This window comes from Phyllobacterium sp. YR531, assembly GCF_000282595.1.
Classification (GTDB): domain Bacteria; phylum Pseudomonadota; class Alphaproteobacteria; order Rhizobiales; family Rhizobiaceae; genus Phyllobacterium.
Map to the genome: position 1 here is coordinate 399,119 of NZ_AKIZ01000016.1, position 19,144 is coordinate 418,262.

Genomic DNA, 19,144 nt, shown 5'->3' on the forward strand with positions numbered 1-19,144 from the left:
ATGATTATCCTGCGCGGAACGCTGCGATGCAGTCAGTCAGGTTGTGGTAGGACTGGCCAATCTCAATCTTGGTGATGAAGCGCGAGCCGAGGCATATGCCGACATGCTCATGCGGACCAAGCTGAAGGATGACGATATCGCCAAGACGCGCTTCAGCCGGCGCACAGCGTTCGGTGAGCGTTTCAAACAGTGGAACGAGAGAAGTATGCCCTCTGCGCCGCAATGCTCGCTGCGCGCCCGCCATGGTCCGATATGCCTTGGCGAACTTCTTGCGGTTGTCCGAACCGGACAGCGCATCGAGCATGGCGATTCCAAGAAAGAAGCAGTCGGCAATGCCAAACGCATACGGCTTCGCTAGCTCCGCTGTAAGCGTAGCCTCGACAATCTCGAATCTGGTCATGGATCAGCCTGTCTTTTGGCCCCATTCGATAGGCTGGCTGCCTGTGACAGATGCATATTCTAAGCATGTGTCGGTCAGCGAGTTATCGAACTGCTGCTCTTCCTGAGAGCGTTTCACTTGAGTAGAGCCGCGAGCAGATCGCCCCGGCGGTTGAAGGTCTATGGAGAGGGTCAGTGAACGCTCCCCGTTCGCATCAACAGCGCCCTTGTTGTAGGAAACCTTGTCGATCTCATAGAGGCTTGATGCCAGAACACCCAAGACCTCATCAGTTGCAGGATCGCCGCAAAGATGGGCAATAATGACCGGAGCGTTCGGATAATTGTATTCCTCAATCTTCGCTATGGCGTCGTTTGGATCGGCGATTGGAACATTGGAGAACGTGATCGTCCTGGTAGTAACTGCCACGCCGAGCGCACTGTTCATTGATCCGGCTGAAAGAAAGCGATTAGGCAGATAGACCAGACCGTTATAGGTGAATGGCCTTCCTCCCCGGTGGTATCCGATAGTCTTTCCCGGCAAGTCGAAGCGGATGAGATCGAGACGACGAATTTGGCCGGACTCGACTGCAGCATTGACAGCGGGATCAAGCACAACACTCATGAGAAGAATACCTCAGTAGCAGCGAAACTTGGCTCACGGCTTGCCCACGACTTTGGTCCGGCATAGGAACCCGGATCAATTTGCATGAGGCAGGACGCCTTTTCGAAGTGTACGGTGCAAGGCAACGTGAAGGTTTGCAGATCGAGAGCGTACTTGATCTTCAACGTTACGACACCGCTACTGTTGGCAATCGCATCTTCCGTTATGAGGTGAAGTGATCTCACAGTCAGCGATTTACGGATTTCAACATAATCACCAACCGATAGTTTGAAGCCATCTGGCAGCCCATTGACGACGATGGTGAAGGCGTTTGTGATTGCCTGCAAAACGCCAGAACCAACGAACGATTCATATCGTCCAAAGGTGAAATCATCCATAAACATAATTTGTGCTGCGCCGGTAGTCGCCAGAGTAGCATACACCACTGCTCTGGCTGCGTTGGCTGGCGCAACAGCCGTCCCTGACAGGAATTGCCACGCCGTCGTAAAGCCTGCGTTTGTCACGATAGGAGACGTTGAAATGATAGCATTTGCCGCAGTGCGCCATTCAATCGAGAGATACGCACCAGCCAATGAGTTTACATTACCCATCACCCAAGCGCCAAGCCGGTATTGCTTTCCTGCAATGATGTTATTCGTGACCAACTGGTTGGCAGCACGCTGTGTACCATTACCTATGCCAGACGTGCCTTTGTCCAATTGCATGCAATAAGAGCCAGTATGACCGATTGATGAATTGATGGTAACGCCTGCACTGAATGCCCATGGTGAGGAAGCCCCGGTTTCAAATCCGCCGTTTGACATCAAGTTGCCGAAGTTTACTCCGGGAAAGTAGTTTCCCTCCGCATATGCTATCGGTCGTGGCCGCCAAGCATCGTATGCAGCGAAGACTTCACCATCATCACCGGCTTGCATCATGAAACCACGCACAAGCCCTTCCTGCACCTTAGTCAAGGCACCGGCGCGATAGCTTGCTGTCCAGTAAGGCGTACCAAATGTCTGTGCTTCAGTGCGCCTGCCTTCCATGCGGTTGGTATCACGTGGGCGGACTGACTTGAAGTCGCACTCGACATAGCCAACCGATGGCAAAGAAATCAGAGTAGCCATTATTCGCCGCCGTTCTGCTTGTAGTTTTTCTGGTTTTCATTGTTCTGCTGAACAACCTTGACCGAGACTTCTTCACTTTCAGCCCGGATCGTGGTGCGGAACATCGGCCCTTCTTCATTGAGAATACGAAGGGTGACTTCCTGCGGGCGATTGTTGTTGGCAGGGCTACCCGTTTGAGCAGACACACCCAAACGCCCTGCACTGTCCCTCTTGAGTGGCATGATAGCTTCCGGTCCTGCTTCACCCATCATCCCCGTACCCTTCGCAAACTTGAACAGGGTCGGGCTATTCACGATGGAATTGGAGAAACCACTGATGCCATTAGGGAAGGCATCTCCATTGGCGTAAAGCCCTCTTCCGCTCATGGATGGCGCCGGAGGAAAGTAGCCTTTCCCATAACTGCCGCCACCGCCTAAACCAAGAGCACCAAGGATTGAGCCAAAGATACCTCCCCCACCTCCTGCAGATCCTGCATTGTTGACTTCGAATAAGGCATTGAGGACGTCATTGAGCAACTTATCGGTAATGCGGTCGAGAACAGACAGGGCAGCATCGCCAAGGCTTTCAAACACAGATTTACCGCTCTCAATGCCCTGAATAAACGTGCTGGCGAAGTCACCTGCCAAGGCGCGCGCTTCTTTCAATTGTTCGTTCGTCCGGATCAGACCGGCTTGCACGGAGTCAAAGTCTATCGGCAGCCCGGCATCCTTAAGTCTTGACGCGATTGTTTGGTCAATGTCCGACCTGAACATCTGCTCGCGCTCGAACTGAAGTTCTGCTTCCAGCGTGGCTTTTGCAGTTGCTTCTGCCAGTTTTCGATAGGCAGCAACCTTGCTCTCGATCTCTTTGACCTGTGCTGGGCTGGCGTGTCTGCCCTTGTCTTCAGCGCTTTGAAGCAGTTCCAAACGCAAGCGGAGTGTATCCGCCTCTACACCGGTTTTACCAACAAGCTGTGCCTCAAGTTCCATCTGGCCTATTCGGTCATCGACAGATTTTATCAGATCGCGGTAAGCGTTTGCTTCTCTCTGAGCTGCACGTTCTCCTGGTGACACCCGACTACGCTGACGTTCCAGCTTTTCCTGTTCAATTTCGTACTTTGACTTTGCAGCGTCCGCCCTCCGTTTTTGTAGCTCGGCCTCATCGATGAAACCGCCACCTGCACTCAGAACCGGAGAAAGTGTCCCAAGAGTGGGGAGAACGTTTTTACTCGCATCATGTAGTAACGCCTCAGCGCTGAGTTTTGTCGCTTCTGAATTGGCAACACTGATTGCGCCGGCCAGAGCAAAAAACCTTTTTGCCAGATCATCAAGCGCCGGAATTTGTGTCTGGTTGAAATGGGCTGAAAGCGCCACTCCTATTCTAATTGCTTCTTCGGTGGCACCTTTGTTTTCTCTTACAGCTTTATCAAGCATCGAGAATTCATCTCTGATTTTTTGGATATCTGTTGATCTTTGCCCAAAGCTTCTCAGTTGACTTTCTGCATCCTCAAGAGCGGAAGCAATGCCCCCAACCTGTTCCTTTGCGGCACCAAATCTGTCGTCTACAGCAGCATTAGTCGCGTCTGAGATATCTTTCTGATCTGCGATGCGCTGCCTCTCGTTTGCATAAGCCGTGAGGGCTGGAAGCGCCTCATTCCATTTGTTGGCGACTGATTGGATAAGAGCCGCTTCTTTTTCCAAGGCTTCAGCCGTCTTGTCGCTTCCCTGCAGAAACTCGAATGCGAACTGGGCGGCAGCGACACCTGCAGCGATTAGACCTACTGTAATAAGTGATACAGGGCTAATTATAGAGCTAAATGATGTCACCAAGGCCGGGCCAATGCTCTGCCCCTTGGCTTTAATGTCGTTGAAAACTGCTGATAGCTGCGTACCCTGCTGAAGCGCAATCTGTAACGGGGACATGCCCATGGCAGCGGTAACGCCGATATCCTGAAACTGAGCAGCGATGTTAGATGTATTGAACGTGCTGCTCACCGATCTTTGCATTGGCGTATCAGAAATCACGGCATTGCGTTGCTTAAGGGCGTCGATACTCGCCAGCGCAGCCTGTCTCTGCCGCGAAAGGGCAGCAGTCATCTCATTCGCAGAGATCGCACCGACTAAGTGAGCCTGCCTTATCTCTGCTTGCGCCACTTTGTATTGCTGGACGGAAGCGAACAAAGGATTGAACTTGGCCCGCAAACCATCCAATTGGCGCCCGTAGGCCTCAATTTCGGCACCGCGTGCCATTCCACCGAAATCGGTTCTCACGTTGAGCGCCCGATTGACGCGGGCTGCGAAGCTTTCAGCATCGTTTGCAGCCTCGCGCAGTTTTTGCGTTATCGGACCTGTCCCGGCCGCCACCTTTGCCAACGCTGCAGGCGCACTCGTTCCCAACTTGTTGACAGCAGTTTCAGTGCTAACCGCAGCCGTCGTCAATTTGTCCAGATCGACAGCAGCACGAACTGCTGGAGATGAATCAACAGCAAGTCCCAGAGAAGCAATAGTCATGGGATTGATCCTTGCGAGTCGGAGATATATCGTCCGGACCGATTGTGGAGGGGTTGATGGATAACTGGCTCAAAACATTGATTGCAGCTGCCTGCATGGTAGTGATAGCGGGCGGCGGGTATTACGCTTGGAGCGAGTACCAAGAAAATCAACAATCAACGTCCTTGTCTCAGAACCGCGAAGATTCAAGACGAGTTGAGAGCCTAGCGGCTGATAGATGCTTCAAGATCGTGAATGATGTCGTTGCTGAACATGCAAAACAGCCCATTACCCAGCCATCTCAGGTATCTGATGTAACCGCTCATGATCTTGGCTTATGCATTCGCAGGGTTAATATGGGTGATTTTACAAAGAATGAATTAGAGAAAACTGGCCTTTGGCAAGTGTTCGGTAATTCCTAAGGACCGCTCGATTTCATTAAAACAACGCGTCGAACAGCTCCATAGACATCGGTCTCGACGACACGACGTCCTTGCTCTCGTCATCTGACGCGTTGAGCAGAAGCATCTTTTCGATATCCATGGCGCTCAAGGCTCGCAGTTCCCACGCTGCTGGTGTTTCACCGTGCAGCCGTGCCCAAGCGTCGATTTCGAGATGACTTATGGGCATATATGCGTAGCCGTTATGGAAGCGCTTTCGGTCGAGATAGACGAACCATTCCCACACGTGCTGACCGGCGGCGGGAATACGAGGCCGCCGATTAGCATGATTGTCTTTGATTGCTGCGCAGAGTGCCCTTATGAGGGCGTCATAAAACCCGAGCGCTTGCCTGCTTTCTTCTCGATCTGCTCACGAATGAACGGGAATCGGGAGAACAAGCGAATGGCGTTTTCTTCCGAATACGGAAGATCAGCACCGTCCAGTACGATTGGAGTCCAAGAGATCACGCTAGCAGCAAGGATTTTGACTGTGTTATTCTCAAAGTCATCAGCCGTTGCCGTTGTGAGGTCTTCGCTGTTGATGCGCTGATCAGTCAGGGCCTTGATAGCCTTGCGCTGGCGCTCGCTGTCAGGACCAGCAACCTTGATTGAGATACCAATGGGCTTGCCTTTTGGATCCTTGATCTCGACATCAATACCGGCTTCCTGCGCATCCTTCAGACCGTCGAAGGCAGCAAGATCATTCATTTTATCTGCTTTGGTTGTCATGATTGCTCTCCTTACGTGGCCGAAGCCGCGACTTTCACAATGTTTGTGTTGATTTCGACTGTGGAGTTAAGGCTCTGAACTGTGTTTGCAGCGCCACCAGCCTCCTGGGCGGAAGTCACCAAGCCTATGAAGTAGCGAAGCGAATTCTTGGGCGCAGCACCAACGGCAGGCTTGTCATTGCCCTCGATCTTGAACGGGTAGTTCAGATCTGTTTTCTCAGCCGCAATGAGTGCAATCTGACCTGCGTCCGAAGCAGCAACAGCAAAGACATTCTGCATCGAGCCAGCATTACGCGTCCCCTTCTGCTTTACGTCACGTTTGCGGTCAATTAGCTGAGTAGTGATGAGTGCAGCAGCATCGCCAAATGCGCCAAGCTGCGTCCAATTCTTGATTTCGGTCCACACTACCGACGTGAAGTCACCAGCAACGACATCGACATCAGGGAGGTCCATTGCCGGACCAATATAGATTCTCATCCCCGCGACAGGGTAAAGAGTGGCCATGGTGGCCTCCTATGCTTGATTTATCCTTGCCGAAGGGATGGGAACGGCATTCGCCTAGAGGTAGGCAACCCAATCTATGGAGACGGGTATCTGTATTCTGTCTGTGTCCTGCATGGGACGTTCAACGCTTGGACGTTTATCGATGCGGACGGGACCGGCAGCGGTTTGCAACTGAGTGCCTTCCGCAAAATGATCGGCAATCTTTCCAGCCACATCGTTTGGTTTAACTGCGCCCTGCCCCGACGGAAACACTACGCTGACCTGTAGGATACCTTGATAGCGGTTCGGCGAACCTGGCGTGATGCAAATGCGCTGATTGCCGTTCGGGATGTAATAGGCCTTGAGATAAGCCGACGATGGCGGCGTGAATGCGATATCCGGGTAAGCAATCGGAAGTTCTGGCGACAACACTAAAGCTGATAGGTGAGCAAGAAGCGCATCCGGAATCATGCCCTCGATTGTTGAAGCAGCCATTATGCGTTCCTCGCCGCAACTCGGGCTTTCGCCAATTCTGTTGCCTGTTCAACGATCTGGGGCCAATTTTGCGCAGCGGTGCGTACGAAAGCATAAGGTTTCTGGCTGTATTTGCGGCCAAGGCTGTCAGTGCCTTCGAACCCATATTCAAGGCGCAGCGAGTAAGCCATGCCGTAGGAGGCCATGACGGTATCTCCAAGTTCAGCACCTGCAATCGTCGCATCGACTGCGCCGATAGCAAATGGCCTCGCGGGCGTATCCGGCGCCTTCTGAATTGCGTCTTGCGGCGGTGTATTGATACCTACTTGCAGGGAGGCAAGATGATGACCCAAATCCTTACGGTTCAAGCCGCCTTCGGTATCAGTCAACTGCATCTGCTCGATGACCATGCTGGCAGATGTGCGAAACACCGCGATCATCCGCCGTTCTGTTTCACGCACCCAATCCTGAACCATACTGGAGAACGAGGCGTTCGAAACTGACATCAGTCCAAATCCGCGAGGAAATCGATCTTGATGCTCATGCGGCACCGGCAGTTGACGATTTCAGATGCCGGCGCATTCGGATCACCCGGGAACTGAAGCGATGCACCACGAGGTGAAAGGAACGGCGTGCGAAACCCGACTGTCTGGCCGTTCATGGCTCGATGCGTATCACGAACCCTACCGTCATTTGTGGAGTGCCAGACACGTTGAACCACTGATTCCGATATTGCTCCGCTGTCGATAAGTTGCTGATAGGCTTCCATCTGGCTTGCGCCATATGCTCCCATTGTTTCAGTCCGGGCGATTGTTTCACCACGAAGCAACAGAAGCCGGTTTGCATATTGCTGAGTGACCATGCGGTCGATCATCTCGACCGGAATTGCCTTGCCGGTGGATATTGTCTTCCGAACCGTAGCATCGAAGCGTTTGTCGCGCCGATTGCGTGTCAGGTAATGCTTCAAACGTTCAGGATCGTTCGAAATAAGCTCGTCACGCGCTGATTGCACATATCCAGCCTGTGTACTCGTCAAGCCTATGATACCACCCTCACGCGAGCCGGTTACGCGGTTTATGCGCCCTGCAAGATCAAGTGCGATTGACCGAGGTCCGCGCCCCTCAACAAGGCCTGTTTCCATGGTGGTACGGGCGGCAACTTTGATATCTTCAACAATGCCGCCGATAAGATTGCTGCCGCGCTCCCGCAAGACCGCCTCGGCGCGATAGTTGCGCATATCGAAGCGGGTAATAAACTTTGCACCGTTCGGCTCCCTGAGCGTCGGCATGTCCGAAACAGCAGCAACGCCACCGCCCTCAAAAGCCTGAGCAATGGCGCGATCCAATGGCCGGAATGCCGCGGGATCGAGATACAGCGCTTCAATTGCGCCTGGGATATCGTTCCGCTCCAGCCGTTCGACAATCCGCTTGATCTGGATATTGCTCTTGATGTCGGCAACGCTCTCCATGAAGGCATTACGTAGGAGCGGTTCGAAATCGGCAATAAGCTGCTCGAACTTCTCGCGGGCTGAAAGGCGCTTGAGCATGAATGTTCTCTCGACTTGTACAAAGCTTTTGGTTAGCTACTCAATCAAAAGCAGAGGGACAAAATGACTACTTTTACCGAGACCACTGTAAACTTCAGCGAACAGCCAACCGGCCGATTTTGCACTGTCACATTGAACGTACTTAAGCTTCCCATCGCAAAAGTTATATTTTTAGACCCGCCGATACCAGACGAGACCGAGGCTGATGAGCGTGCCCGAGTATTGGAAATCGCTAAATCCTTGCTCAGTGAAGCCGCATCGAGCCTTTAGCTCCGGACGAATAGTTTGTGGTAAACAATGGTTGCCGCCGGTTGGAGTGGCGCAACCTTGACGATGGTGTAGCTCTTGCCGTTGAACATGAGCCGGTCAATCGTGGTTGGCTCGATCGCCAAACCCTTTGAAGCGACGTAGGCGGTCTTATCGGTCGATTTGACGAGTGTGCCGTCAACATCTTTCAGTTCAATTGCCAGTACGGCTGCAACGCATGGGTATGGCGTTGGCACCGGCTCACCCGGATCATAGATCGGACCGTTGCCGGGCATGTCGCGCACAATAGAACCAGCCTGCCCGAACTTGTCCAGTAAACGGAGCGCAGTTGCCTGTGCGCGGTCGTAGTTGAACTTACTCATATTCGGGTGTTACCTCGTAGAAACACAACTTTAGGCGGATGGCATGGGCGACAACGACACAAAATTGATACGACTTCCGTTAGAAGCATCCGACCAGCAAATCTTGAACGCAGTCAGGACATGGTGTGCAGCGCTTGCTGCCGAAGACTACGAAGGCGCGCGCTCTATGGTGCGTGCTCCAGGATGGACCGCCGAGAAATTGCGAAAAACCATCGAAGGTTATGATGGATATAACCAATCGGGAGAATACCCTCATAGGCTAAGTCCGCTTGACACCGCCGAATACAGACCCGGTGATGAACCCGTCAACAACCCTTGGCCCCGTCATGAAGTTGATCGTGATGAGGGACTTATTTCTGTTTGGTTCGATCTGCCGCTCGATGGTTACTGGAGTGATCTGACAGCGACATTCTCTGTTGAGACGGAAGGTCATGCGACAGTCCTCTATCTCGACATGGTTCACGTCATGTAAAATTTACACCACCAGAGCCCAAGGCGTGATCTGGCGGAAGAACTGCCAGAGCAAGCCATCAATGATGGTTACAACGGGAGTGGCAGCGGCCACAACGTCAGCAGATGAAGTGCTGCTCGACACGGCATACTCAACCTCAAGCTCGCCAACCTTTTCTTTCTTGGCAATCGAGTTGCCCGTCACAACCGGCGATAGACTGCCGGGGGTGATCAGTTCAAGGAAGGAAGCTTCGTAAGAAGCGTTGATGATTGGCTGGGGAACAGCATCAGCAGGGATTTCTTGGCCGTAGTAGGTCACAGCGCCAGTGCGCGGCCACGCACGCTCTTGGTTGTATCCACCCGCACGTGTTCCTGAAAACTTGGGTTCATACCGATCAATTACCAGAGAGCCGCGCAACATGGCGGCTACGATCTGCGGATCGGTCGTTCCATCGGGAATGACATAGCCATGGTCCTCAGCATATTGCTGGAAACCTTCTTTTGTACCGTAAGCGGCCATGGTCATTCTCCGGTCGAATGGGGTGCCCGGCAGTTTCCGGCCGGGCAGATCGTTATGGCTGGGTCGCGAGCTCTTCCAAGGCGAGAATGATCTCGGCTTTGGTTGCAGGTGTTTTTTCACCGAGCAGCTTCGTTGCTTCAGACTTGAAGGTCATGAACTGACCGCCCTGAAGCGCCAGAACCTGCTCTGCTGTCTTTGACTCATCGCCGCCGCCGCCGTTACCGGCTTCCTGCTTCTCTGCCTTTGCACCTGAAACCTTCAGATGACCGGCATCAAGCCAAGCTTTGACGACTGGATGGTCTTTGACACCGTCCCAATCCTTCTGCTCGGCTTCGAGGCTGCCATTGTTGCCAGCAATGACCGGACCGCCCGGAATGCCAAAGCCTCCGGGACGGATATTCGTGATCGTGATCTTGGACATCTGGTTTCTCCTCAAATCCCGTCAAGGTAGCGCACGGCACCCGGGCGGCGTATTTCGACACTGCCCAATCGGAAAATGCCGGGAACCTCGAACTTCAAGAGACGCTGCTCAGCCTGAAGCCAGCGTAGGGGCATGGGAATGTGGATTTTCACGACATCCGGCGAACGTCGATAAGCCGCCAGTCGGTGCGTGCCCCCAGCACCCGCATTTTCAAGTCCAAACACGGCTCGGATTGTGAGAGGAAGTCCCGTGCGCTGCGTATAGATATTAGCGCGCTGGATATGCTCCAGCACGGTAGTCGTCATAGTTGCATCCAGACGCTTGGTGGCAATTAGAGCGAACCGATCCTGATCCAGAAGGAGCGTATTTGCCTGTTCGATACCGTTGGAGGCAGTGAAGATGACGCTCAGAACGTCGTTGACGTCCTTCAGGATTTCGTCGGCGGTTTTCGTTGGCCACGTTGCAGTTCCAGAAACCCCGTTTGCGGCAGTCAGTGCTGTGACGTTAGTCGCGTTCAGCAAACCTGTCATTCCGAGTTTAGGCCGGCCGAGGAAGGCGACATTGTCTACAAACAGCTCGTACTTTCGACGGGCAGCATCGGCACGATCACTTTCCAAGCGCACGCCATAAGCCTGTGCATGCGCCAGCTCCTGAAGATTGTATCGATAACCGATACCAGCCATGAAAACACGGCTGTTGCCGCTGTCGAGTTTGAAATCGACAAACGGAATGTCATCGCCATCCGCTGCAACTTCTCGGGCCTGACCAACGTCATCGCCCATCGAGAAGAAGTCGATGGCCGTTGTCCAGTCAGGTGCCGAGTTATCGACGGGCACGAGTTCCCGGTACTGGAAGTCCGGATACTCTCGGGCGTAGATGCCCGGCTCAATGTAATTCTGGGCCGTGCGCAGGAAGTTCAGCGCCAGTGCGGGCGCGTCATTGGTGAACATGCTCGTTCTCCTTACTTGGTGACGCCAAGGCGGAGACGTGCAAGCTGGTTGGTACCAGACGTGACGCTTGCCCATTCGGCATTTTCGATGAGTTGGTTTGCGGCAGAGTTCGCAACGTTGGTGAAACCGCCGGTAGGGGTCATGTAGACAGGATCACCCTGAGCAACGGCGACAAGCGCAGTAACGCAGATGGAGCCATTCTTCATGACGCTGATTTGATCGTAAGGCTTGTAAACCTCGCCATTGGCAAAGGGCAGCGTACGATCAACAACAGCAACACCGGCAAACTTGCCTATTGCTGTTGGCAGCTTCACGGTATCCTCGACGGTATCGAACAGAACGCCGCTACCGAAAGGAATGTTGCCGGAAGTCGCATTGACGATCATCGAAATGATGTGATGCGGTTCCGTGGTCGCGATCATGCCGGGATAACCCGCCGGAGTATCACGCGAATAGGATACGGGTGGGAAAGCCATTATGCGGACTCCTTCTTGCCCTGCCATGCGGCTGCATCGCGAGCGAGCATTGCCGTGTAGGCGTCATTGGAATTCTGCGCGCTATCGTTGTTCTGGATGCCGTTCTGCACAACGGTGCGGAATGGGTCGGCGACCTTCTTTGCGTCTTCTGCAAGGATGTCGAAGCGAGCATCGATATAGGCCTCAGCCTTGTCCTTCACTGCTTCATCGCCAAGCTTGGCGACAACGGCAGCCTTGCGGATAGCGGCATCTGTCAGGCCTTCCGTCTTCACATCCTTGGCGATTGTTTTCGCCACAGTGATCAGATCGGCGCGTGCCTGGACGCGCTTGTCGAGATCGGCATCGGAAAGCACCTTGGCTTTCGTCGCATCGATTTCAGCGTCTTTCTTCGCGATTTCGGTATCCTTGGCAGCGAGGGCGGCATCTTTCACGTCAAGAGCCGTTTGATGAACCTTCTCTGCATCCGCAAGCTTGGTATTGGCGTCAGCAAGCCGCGTCTGCAGCGTGCCGATCACCGTGGCACCCTGATCGGTTACTTCAACCGGGATGCCATCGACGGTAACCGTCTTCAAGGTCATGATCTTTTCCTTCTCTGGTGTTTGATCATTGGTGATCGGGGCAGCGCCCCATACGCTCGCATCACCGATGCGAACCTGTTTTCCGGCCCTTCCCTGCTGCACGATGGCAACGTGGTTGAGCCGAATATTCTTCTGGATGGCGTCATACTCATCACCGGTTGGCGTCTTGCCGGCAGTCCAGTCGAGATCGCAGGTGTAACCCGCGCTCAACTCCTGCTTGCCGCCTTCGATGGCGAGGATGGTTTTCTCATCGCTGACCATGAGAGGAACGCGAATGAATATGCCTTCGCCTGAGACTTCATCGCCTGTCTGGCCGACAGCTACGTCCTTCCAGTTCTTGGATGTCACCTGTTCGTCAGGATGGTCATTGGTAACAGGTCGATGTGCTGCGCTTTTGAGCGTGGCGTCGCTAAACACCTCGGAACCCGGCCGATAGACCCGAACCTCGGCCATGTCTGGCTTGCCGACTTCCCAGCCCAGATAGTTCTGAATACCGGTACGGGCGATACGAGCGTCGGCAACAAGGTAGCCGTCATCACGCCGGCGCGTTCCCGCGACGGTTACAGCGTCTGTGAATTGCATGACTTCCTCCGGCAACCCTCGACACGAAGGGTCAAGATGTGCGAAGCAAACTCCTCAACAGGGAGGAGTAAGCGATGATCTATCAGGTGCAGGTTTTAAAATCGGGAACAGTGTTTTTTTCTCACGAGCTCTTACTGCAAGTCGGTTATTCGTTTTCCGACCAGTTTAGTTCGGCAATGGATACGTTTCGAATGAACTATCCCGATGTCAACTTGATGGACGAAGACGTCGAAGTGAAACTAGGCAGAGCCAGCTAGTCTTCATTGACTTCTTCGAACATCTCCGGTCCGAGCACGATCTCACCTTGATATGGCTCGACATTCGTTAAATCCGGCGCGTCAGGATCATATGAAATGGTGATGTGTGGGTTATACTCGGGATGATCCCAGGTAGCGCCCTTCTCGACCATCTCTTCATGACGCCAACGCAGCATGTTCGAGTTGAACAAAAGCACGCGAGCCTCGCCGAACTTCTCCATCAACCGAGCGCCACCGCGTGGAATCTTGACTTCGTCTTCCCAAGTTGAGCCCATTTCCATCCAGTCAACCGGCTGGCGGCTGAAAGTGATGGTAACGTGCAAGTCGTCGGCAGGGAGCGTGGTCTTGAAACCCTGCTTCTTTGCCCATGCGATAATCTGCTTGGCATTCAGGACATCACGACGAACATAAAGCGTGCGTGGTGCAGCATCGTTGGCGGTCTGTGGCTTCTCTTCCACCTTCTCAGGTGTTGTTGAAGCCTCGATGTCCTCGTCCTTGTCTTCCTGCTCTGAAAGCCTGCCGTATTCTTCCATCGCGGCTTCGAGACCGGGCAGAGAGCCGTCTTCGATGAAAGTGTTCACGAGTGCATCAGAAAGAGCATCGATCGGCAGCAAGGCTGGCGAGGTGTTCGTACCAGCAAGAGCGCGTCCAGCATCGGCTTTCGTCTTGAATACGTCGGCCTTTTCCTTTTCGGACATGCCCCAGAGCGGAGCCCATGTGAAATGCACATCCTTATCGCGTGCGCCGGTAGCGCTTCGTATCAGGCATTCGTCCATGACGGACATCGCAGGGGTCATCTCGACTTCCTGCATGGCCTGAAGGCGGTCGTAGTAGTTGCGCAGATCGCTTTCGCCGGTCGCGTTCATGCCCGCAGGTGACTGCCCCAGAAGCCTCGTAGCAGGAATATCCGATGCACCGGACACGATCTGAAGGAATGACATCAGAACTTCAGGTAACTGCGCGAAGCTGGCCGTCTTTTGTTCAAATTCTTCGTCTTTATCGAGCAGTAGATCGCCGTTGATGCCCTTTGAAGTGGCGGCAAGCGTATAACGTTCCAGAAGCTTCTCACGGTAGACGGGATCACCAAGGCTCTGCATGAATTCCGGAATCCGGATTACATTGACCTTTGCCTCGAATACCAAGCTGGCGATATTCGCTGCGGTACCGTCGGCTTGTTTGATCGCATCCATTACCGATACAAGAACACTGTCGCCCCAGCCCTGATACGCGCCAATCGATAGATCATCGTCCGGCTGCTCATTGCCACTGAACATGACAAGGCGTGAGGGATGGATATCGACCTGGCCGCGAAGCGTTGACGTCAAACGGAATGCTTGTGGCTTTCCATACCACTCTGACGCTGGATCGCGCTCGATCTCTCCGGCCGTCAGTTGCCGACGGGTGAGCACTGTCAGGTACTTCAGACCGCCTTTGCCTACCTTCTCGACTTTGAGCGGCTTTGCAAGGTCAGCTTCACCTGTACCGATCATAAGAGCAGCGCCACCCCAGAGCCGCGCACGAATGCGGGCCTGAAGTAGCTTGCCCTTCACATTAAGACGCTTTTCTTCGGCCTCGATCAGTTCGATCTGGCCGCCCTTGGCCTGCCAGTCTCGCCATGCCCGCACACTATCAAAGGCTGGAATATCGATGATCTTGCGAGGAAGCCAAGCACCTCGATAGGCGTTCAGTATTTCCTCATCTGAAAGCAAAGGCTGGGCATAGAATGTAGAAGCTGCCTTGTCCCGCTTGGTGTTGATGTTTGCAACAAAGCTGGTCAGGCTATCGCCTATCGTGGCAAGTCCATCGCGGGCAAAGGTGACAATATTTCCCATGTCCGCTCCTAAATGTTGTCGAGGGTGAAAGTCGATGTAATGTTGACATTGTCCGCAGCGATCAGCGCGTCAGCCAAGTTGTGAGATTTGACGCCCAAGTCCTTCTTGAGCTTGAGCTTTGGAACGACGCGTTTCTTTCCATCGCTTTCGACCCACCAAGGCACACAAAGCTCGGTAAACAGCGCATCCAGCTTTTCCGCGCCCATCGCTGAAGCAAATGACAGGACATCCTCGGGCCTAATCGACTGGCCACGCGTAACAGCATTGAATGTGAGCATGGCGCGGCGAGCCGTATTGGCCCAAGCCTGCGCTTTCAGGTTTAAATACTCGTCTTTGTTGAGCGGGCTGTTGCTGTTCAGCCGATCACTTGGCTTGTCAGGATCCATCACCGCATTGCCAGCATGGAAGGCGTAGTGCCTTACCTTTGCCCCGTTAGCCTTGTTCTGCTCATCGATGTAACCGCCAATGAAGGCACCCACGCCAATCGTATCGTAGGAAACAAGAGCCCCGCTGTTTTTTGCCTTTGCCCAGACTAGCTTGGCGTTCTGAACCAGCTCATCTTTGCCCGACGCCCAATCATTCGCGTCTGTAAAGACGCCTGCAATCTTGTCGGCAGTTGCGCAATTATCCTCGCCATCATCGGCAGGATCGAAGCCTATGACGTTCCGGCCGGTAAGATTGATGTCCAGCACGAGGTGAGCATCAACACAGGCATTGAGCCAACGGCGTTTGAATATAGAGAGCTCACTATCACCAAGAGGAACGCCACCATAGATGTGTTCGAACGTCTCAGGATCTTGCTCCCTCATTACCGCGATGTCGCGCAATGCCTTTTGTGACAGGAATGGGTTTTCGGTGTAATTGATGCGCCTGACGACACAGTGTGGCGGCACGTTGACTACGAAGTTCTTCCAAACGTAATCGGTGACCAACTTCGGATTGAACAGCAGGATTGCGAGACTGTCTTCCTTGCGGATTGTCGGCGCTATAACTTCCCATTGATCTTTAGTAAGCTTTTCTGCCTCTTCCACCCAGAGGATGTCGATGTCAGACGTTCCCTTGATCTCATCAAGGTTGCGCTCGATACCGTAGAATATGAATTCCGAGCCAGTCGCCTTGTGGATGATGGTCGTCTTCTGAACATCGAAGGCTTCGGACAGTCCAAGATGACTGATTGCCCATTTCAGTTCTGTGTATACGGATTCCTGAATTCGGTTCTGAAACCGCCTGATGCACAAGACACGCATCTTGACGTGAACATGGTCGACCAGTCTGACTAACTGGCAAGCTGTGTCTCTTGTCTTTGAGCTTGACCGGCCACCGTGCAAAACGGCGATATCAGCCTGCCCTAGGAATACCTGCTCCCAGAAATCAAACAGCGCAGGATTTGTAAGGGAAACATGCGCATTCACTCTGCAACCTTTTGGCGGAGAACATCACGCCATGAGCGTGTCTCGGTCTGGATAGGTCCGCCATTCTTGCCGGTGTGTTCGTTCTTCTCAATCAGGAGGCCATGCAGCTTTGCCTTGCCCATTACGGCAGCAACAGCGGCGCTTGCGCCCTTCTCATCGGCCATAGCCAAGCGACGGGCTTCTTCGAGTTCATTTGTCAGGCTTTCCACTGTCACCATTGTGAGCAGTTTTGCCTCGTCCTGCAGTTCTTTTACCCTTGCGGAAACCTTGGGGTTGGCGAGCAGTCGTGAGGATTCCTGCCATATGGTTTCTGGCTTTGTCTTTAGCTTAACGACATAAGCCGTTCTGTATGCCTCGGACGCATTGCCCGTCTCGACATATGCTCGGGCAAACGCCTCTTGCTTTGCTGTTAGACTCACGTTCTCTTCGTCCTATTGATATGACTTAGGGGAACTGATTATGAGCACTATCCGACTGAACTATTTTGCGCTCGCGCTCATAACATTGGCTGGCTGCAATACTAATGCCAACGACGAAGGAGTTAGGGAGCTCTACCGCACTAATTCCGGGTTTTATAAATCCAAGTTGAATGAATGCTTAAGCAAGAGTGCTGGGCGCACTCCAGAGCAGAATAGAATGCTCGCCGCTTATATGAAAACCAACTTGAAGAATCCAATCCCACTCTACTGTAAGCGACTCATCGATGGCGCAAAGAATGGGAGACTAACATCGAATGATACGCGTGACCTGTTAAGCACAGGCGTCCCCAATGCAAAAGTTCTGGCGGTAATCCAAGGAAAATGACGTTGTCCACTCAACCAGTTCGGGAGCGGGTGCAAAGGTAATTGTCGCATCAACAGCAGTGATTGTTTCAGGTGGTAGCAAGCGAGACATGAACATTGTGATTGCCCTTTGCCAAGCTTTGGGCAAACTTCTCGTGCCGTGCGTTTTTCAGTACTGGCATGAGACACCTTGGAGAATGATAGCAGTGAACGACGAAAAGACAGATACAGTAGAAGTTGCTGAAGGCGCACGAAAACTAGCGATTGATATCGCGATAAGGGCATTGATTGAACATGCCAGCGCTACTGACCCTGATCTGCGGCATCGTATACTTCAAACTATCGAAACCTATATAACCGGGCTTGAGCCGCAGTCGGAACTGGAAAACGATTTTGCTGAAAGAGCCAGGGCTAACGCTCAATCTCTTATCCGACCAGCTTCATACTAGTCCTAACCACTGCGTTGGCTAGATCGTTTGTTATCGAGATGGCCTCATACTGGTATGGAAGATGGGCGATAAGGATCGTGGGAGTAGGTACGATGTTCAAATCAGTGAATGACAGCGCTGCGGCAGCGGACGGTGGTTCACTAGCATTATTTGTTGAGCGAGAAGATGGTGCTGCCGAAACCTTTATGATCCTGCGCTCAATTGCCAGCCGAGGAACGCCAGACTTCAACAAGGTCACCTCAAGTTTACGGTCTCTGTTACCGGACGAATGTTTAAATGTGGCGGAAGCCCTTGACCGCCTTGTTCCTGCAACTGACCCAATCCATTCTTTAACGGAGTTTGTTCAAGCTCTAAAAGAACAAGGCACATCGAAAAAGTGAACGGCAGCCCTGATGAGGCTGCCGCAGGCGCACCAACGTGCGGTAATAGATTATCTACCAGTTCCGAACGCAAAATCCACGCGGTGTGAGATGGTAACCACGGGCACAAACCCGAGCGACAGGTCTCATCCTGACGCATTCGCCATAGCGGTTTAACCTCCAGCCCCGGCCACAAACCGCAGCGCGGCGATTTGGAACACAATTTCCGTATTTGTTCATCCGCCAGCCCCGACCACAACGCCAACCGACGTTCTCAATCGGCTTAGAAATTTCGGGACTGCCGGGATTGTAAGAAAATGGGGCGGCCCCGGCCGGAGCAGCGAAAGCGAAGAACCCTAGTGCTAGAATTAGCGCGTAAAACGCTGATTTAAGTGACATTGCAGAATCCTCATACTAAAAAGCCCCCGCTCTTTGGAATGTAATTCCACGAAATGAACGATCGATGAATGAATTGGTTGCGGCAGATCGCATTTCGACCGAGAATCTTCCGGGTATGAGCCAGACAGGATGACCACTTCCCCACTCCGCAAGTTGAACTTTTTCCCTATTAATTCGTTGATCACTTTGGGAGGACAACCATAAGGGGAATGACCATGAATACGATGGTCCAGTTCAAGACATTGCCTTCCGAAACAGAGCTAAACTCACAGTTACTACAAGAACGATCCAGCAATCAAAGCAGCGAAGTACCGCTTCCGGGTGACTTCGTCAGTTTCTATAATTTCGACACCGAAACTGAAAAGCTCTGGGTAGTTGTATCGCGATACTTCCGATATTTAAGCCCGTACTCGTGCTTGGTCGAAGTTGTGGTCGATGCTATGCCAGAATAGACAAGTTATTTATCCTTCCATCTGATCATTCTCCGGCCCAACAGTGCTTAAAGCAGTGTTGGAACATGCAGTCTGATGGCGCGTTCAATGATCAGGGACGCTGACTCTATAACCGAAAGTAATCGCCATGAGTGACGTTACCATTCCAGCAAACATGTTGACCAGCTATTGGTTGATGTATCCGGTCGCAGTCATCTTGGCATTTGTTTGTATTTGTGCGTTTTATATTATCCGCGGTAGAATGCGATAACCTACGGAAACAGAATGAGCGAGCACTTTTGGCTGTTGATACTAATCGGAGGGCCGTTTTTGATAAGTGTGGTGTTCGCGGCGGGGTTACTTTCGCAGAGA

Annotated in this window: 22 protein-coding genes, 1 tRNA gene and 2 pseudogenes; 4 read left to right on the top strand and 21 right to left on the bottom strand. The window is 52.8% G+C overall.

Annotated features, from left to right (window positions below):
• Positions 1 to 4 precede the first annotated feature (4 nt).
• From PMI41_RS09090 to PMI41_RS09110, 5 genes and pseudogenes are all read right to left on the bottom strand, one after another.
• On the bottom strand, positions 5 to 400 hold the full coding sequence (locus tag PMI41_RS09090) for a hypothetical protein (RefSeq protein ID WP_008123991.1): 396 nt from the start codon (positions 398 to 400) through the stop codon (positions 5 to 7).
• Positions 401 to 403: 3 nt separating this feature from the next.
• On the bottom strand, positions 404 to 1,000 hold the full coding sequence (locus tag PMI41_RS09095) for a DUF2163 domain-containing protein (RefSeq protein ID WP_008123993.1): 597 nt from the start codon (positions 998 to 1,000) through the stop codon (positions 404 to 406).
• A pseudogene (locus PMI41_RS25625) lies at positions 997 to 1,347 on the bottom strand (hypothetical protein); the annotation flags it as partial. The gene PMI41_RS09095 and the pseudogene PMI41_RS25625, both read right to left, overlap by 4 nt.
• A gap of 72 nt (positions 1,348 to 1,419) precedes the next feature.
• Positions 1,420 to 2,106, bottom strand: a pseudogene (locus tag PMI41_RS25630) (carbohydrate binding domain-containing protein); the annotation flags it as partial.
• Positions 2,106 to 4,595, bottom strand: a complete 2,490-nt coding sequence (locus tag PMI41_RS09110; RefSeq protein WP_008123997.1) for a phage tail length tape measure family protein — start codon at positions 4,593 to 4,595, stop codon at positions 2,106 to 2,108. The pseudogene PMI41_RS25630 and the gene PMI41_RS09110, both read right to left, overlap by 1 nt.
• Positions 4,596 to 4,651: 56 nt before the next feature.
• Between PMI41_RS09110 and PMI41_RS09115 the strand changes: the two genes are divergently transcribed.
• Complete coding sequence (locus PMI41_RS09115) at positions 4,652 to 4,996, top strand: hypothetical protein (RefSeq protein ID WP_008123999.1); 345 nt, start codon at positions 4,652 to 4,654, stop codon at positions 4,994 to 4,996.
• Positions 4,997 to 5,012: 16 nt separating this feature from the next.
• Here PMI41_RS09115 and PMI41_RS09120 read toward each other — a convergent pair whose 3' ends face one another.
• From PMI41_RS09120 to PMI41_RS09155, 7 genes are all read right to left on the bottom strand, one after another.
• Positions 5,013 to 5,204: a hypothetical protein gene (locus PMI41_RS09120; RefSeq protein WP_157179347.1), complete on the bottom strand. Its 192-nt coding sequence runs from the start codon at positions 5,202 to 5,204 to the stop codon at positions 5,013 to 5,015.
• A gap of 128 nt (positions 5,205 to 5,332) precedes the next feature.
• Positions 5,333 to 5,743: a hypothetical protein gene (locus PMI41_RS09125; RefSeq protein WP_008124000.1), complete on the bottom strand. Its 411-nt coding sequence runs from the start codon at positions 5,741 to 5,743 to the stop codon at positions 5,333 to 5,335.
• 11 nt (positions 5,744 to 5,754) lie between these two features.
• Positions 5,755 to 6,246, bottom strand: coding sequence for a hypothetical protein (locus PMI41_RS09130; RefSeq protein ID WP_008124001.1), 492 nt, complete (start codon positions 6,244 to 6,246; stop codon positions 5,755 to 5,757).
• A 54-nt stretch (positions 6,247 to 6,300) separates the two neighbouring features.
• Positions 6,301 to 6,720 carry a DUF4128 domain-containing protein gene (locus PMI41_RS09135; protein WP_008124002.1) on the bottom strand — a complete coding sequence of 140 codons (420 nt, stop codon included), beginning with the start codon at positions 6,718 to 6,720 and terminating at the stop codon, positions 6,301 to 6,303.
• Positions 6,720 to 7,205, bottom strand: coding sequence for a hypothetical protein (locus PMI41_RS09140; protein ID WP_008124003.1), 486 nt, complete (start codon positions 7,203 to 7,205; stop codon positions 6,720 to 6,722). Before PMI41_RS09140 ends, PMI41_RS09135 begins: the two co-directional genes overlap by 1 nt.
• Complete coding sequence (locus tag PMI41_RS09145; protein WP_008124004.1) at positions 7,205 to 8,245, bottom strand: phage minor head protein; 1,041 nt, start codon at positions 8,243 to 8,245, stop codon at positions 7,205 to 7,207. Before PMI41_RS09145 ends, PMI41_RS09140 begins: the two co-directional genes overlap by 1 nt.
• A 266-nt stretch (positions 8,246 to 8,511) precedes the next feature.
• On the bottom strand, positions 8,512 to 8,874 hold the full coding sequence (locus PMI41_RS09155; RefSeq protein WP_008124008.1) for a hypothetical protein: 363 nt from the start codon (positions 8,872 to 8,874) through the stop codon (positions 8,512 to 8,514).
• A gap of 43 nt (positions 8,875 to 8,917) precedes the next feature.
• Here PMI41_RS09155 and PMI41_RS09160 point away from each other — a divergent pair, with 43 nt between their 5' ends.
• Entirely contained in the window at positions 8,918 to 9,346 is a 429-nt protein-coding gene (locus PMI41_RS09160; RefSeq protein WP_008124010.1) for a hypothetical protein, read from the top strand.
• Between the two features lie 3 nt (positions 9,347 to 9,349).
• On the opposite strand, the gene PMI41_RS09165 is transcribed toward PMI41_RS09160, so the two are convergent.
• The 8 genes from PMI41_RS09165 to PMI41_RS09205 all read right to left on the bottom strand — a co-directional run bounded on the left by PMI41_RS09165 (position 9,350) and on the right by PMI41_RS09205 (position 16,771).
• The gene (locus PMI41_RS09165) at positions 9,350 to 9,844 is read right to left on the bottom strand and encodes a DnaT-like ssDNA-binding protein (protein ID WP_008124012.1); all 495 of its coding nucleotides are present in this window, start codon (positions 9,842 to 9,844) and stop codon (positions 9,350 to 9,352) included.
• Positions 9,845 to 9,896: 52 nt separating this feature from the next.
• Positions 9,897 to 10,265: a hypothetical protein gene (locus tag PMI41_RS24995; RefSeq protein ID WP_008124013.1), complete on the bottom strand. Its 369-nt coding sequence runs from the start codon at positions 10,263 to 10,265 to the stop codon at positions 9,897 to 9,899.
• An 11-nt stretch (positions 10,266 to 10,276) separates the two neighbouring features.
• Positions 10,277 to 11,215 carry a DUF2184 domain-containing protein gene (locus tag PMI41_RS09175; RefSeq protein WP_008124015.1) on the bottom strand — a complete coding sequence of 313 codons (939 nt, stop codon included), beginning with the start codon at positions 11,213 to 11,215 and terminating at the stop codon, positions 10,277 to 10,279.
• A gap of 11 nt (positions 11,216 to 11,226) precedes the next feature.
• Positions 11,227 to 11,691: a DUF2190 family protein gene (locus PMI41_RS09180; RefSeq protein ID WP_008124017.1), complete on the bottom strand. Its 465-nt coding sequence runs from the start codon at positions 11,689 to 11,691 to the stop codon at positions 11,227 to 11,229.
• The gene (locus tag PMI41_RS09185; protein ID WP_008124019.1) at positions 11,691 to 12,851 is read right to left on the bottom strand and encodes a DUF2213 domain-containing protein; all 1,161 of its coding nucleotides are present in this window, start codon (positions 12,849 to 12,851) and stop codon (positions 11,691 to 11,693) included. The genes PMI41_RS09180 and PMI41_RS09185 overlap by 1 nt, the downstream gene beginning before the upstream one ends.
• Before the next feature lie 253 nt (positions 12,852 to 13,104).
• Positions 13,105 to 14,940, bottom strand: coding sequence for a phage portal protein (locus PMI41_RS09195; RefSeq protein ID WP_008124025.1), 1,836 nt, complete (start codon positions 14,938 to 14,940; stop codon positions 13,105 to 13,107).
• An 8-nt stretch (positions 14,941 to 14,948) separates the two neighbouring features.
• Positions 14,949 to 16,352, bottom strand: a complete 1,404-nt coding sequence (locus tag PMI41_RS09200) for a PBSX family phage terminase large subunit (RefSeq protein ID WP_008124027.1) — start codon at positions 16,350 to 16,352, stop codon at positions 14,949 to 14,951.
• Entirely contained in the window at positions 16,349 to 16,771 is a 423-nt protein-coding gene (locus PMI41_RS09205; RefSeq protein WP_008124029.1) for a terminase small subunit, read from the bottom strand. Before PMI41_RS09205 ends, PMI41_RS09200 begins: the two co-directional genes overlap by 4 nt.
• A 473-nt stretch (positions 16,772 to 17,244) precedes the next feature.
• Here PMI41_RS09205 and PMI41_RS09215 point away from each other — a divergent pair, with 473 nt between their 5' ends.
• Complete coding sequence (locus PMI41_RS09215) at positions 17,245 to 17,583, top strand: hypothetical protein (protein ID WP_244423919.1); 339 nt, start codon at positions 17,245 to 17,247, stop codon at positions 17,581 to 17,583.
• A gap of 92 nt (positions 17,584 to 17,675) precedes the next feature.
• Positions 17,676 to 17,963, top strand: coding sequence for a hypothetical protein (locus PMI41_RS09220; RefSeq protein WP_008124035.1), 288 nt, complete (start codon positions 17,676 to 17,678; stop codon positions 17,961 to 17,963).
• A gap of 452 nt (positions 17,964 to 18,415) precedes the next feature.
• On the opposite strand, the gene PMI41_RS25000 is transcribed toward PMI41_RS09220, so the two are convergent.
• Positions 18,416 to 18,492, bottom strand: a tRNA-Met gene (locus PMI41_RS25000).
• Positions 18,493 to 19,144: the final 652 nt, after the last annotated feature.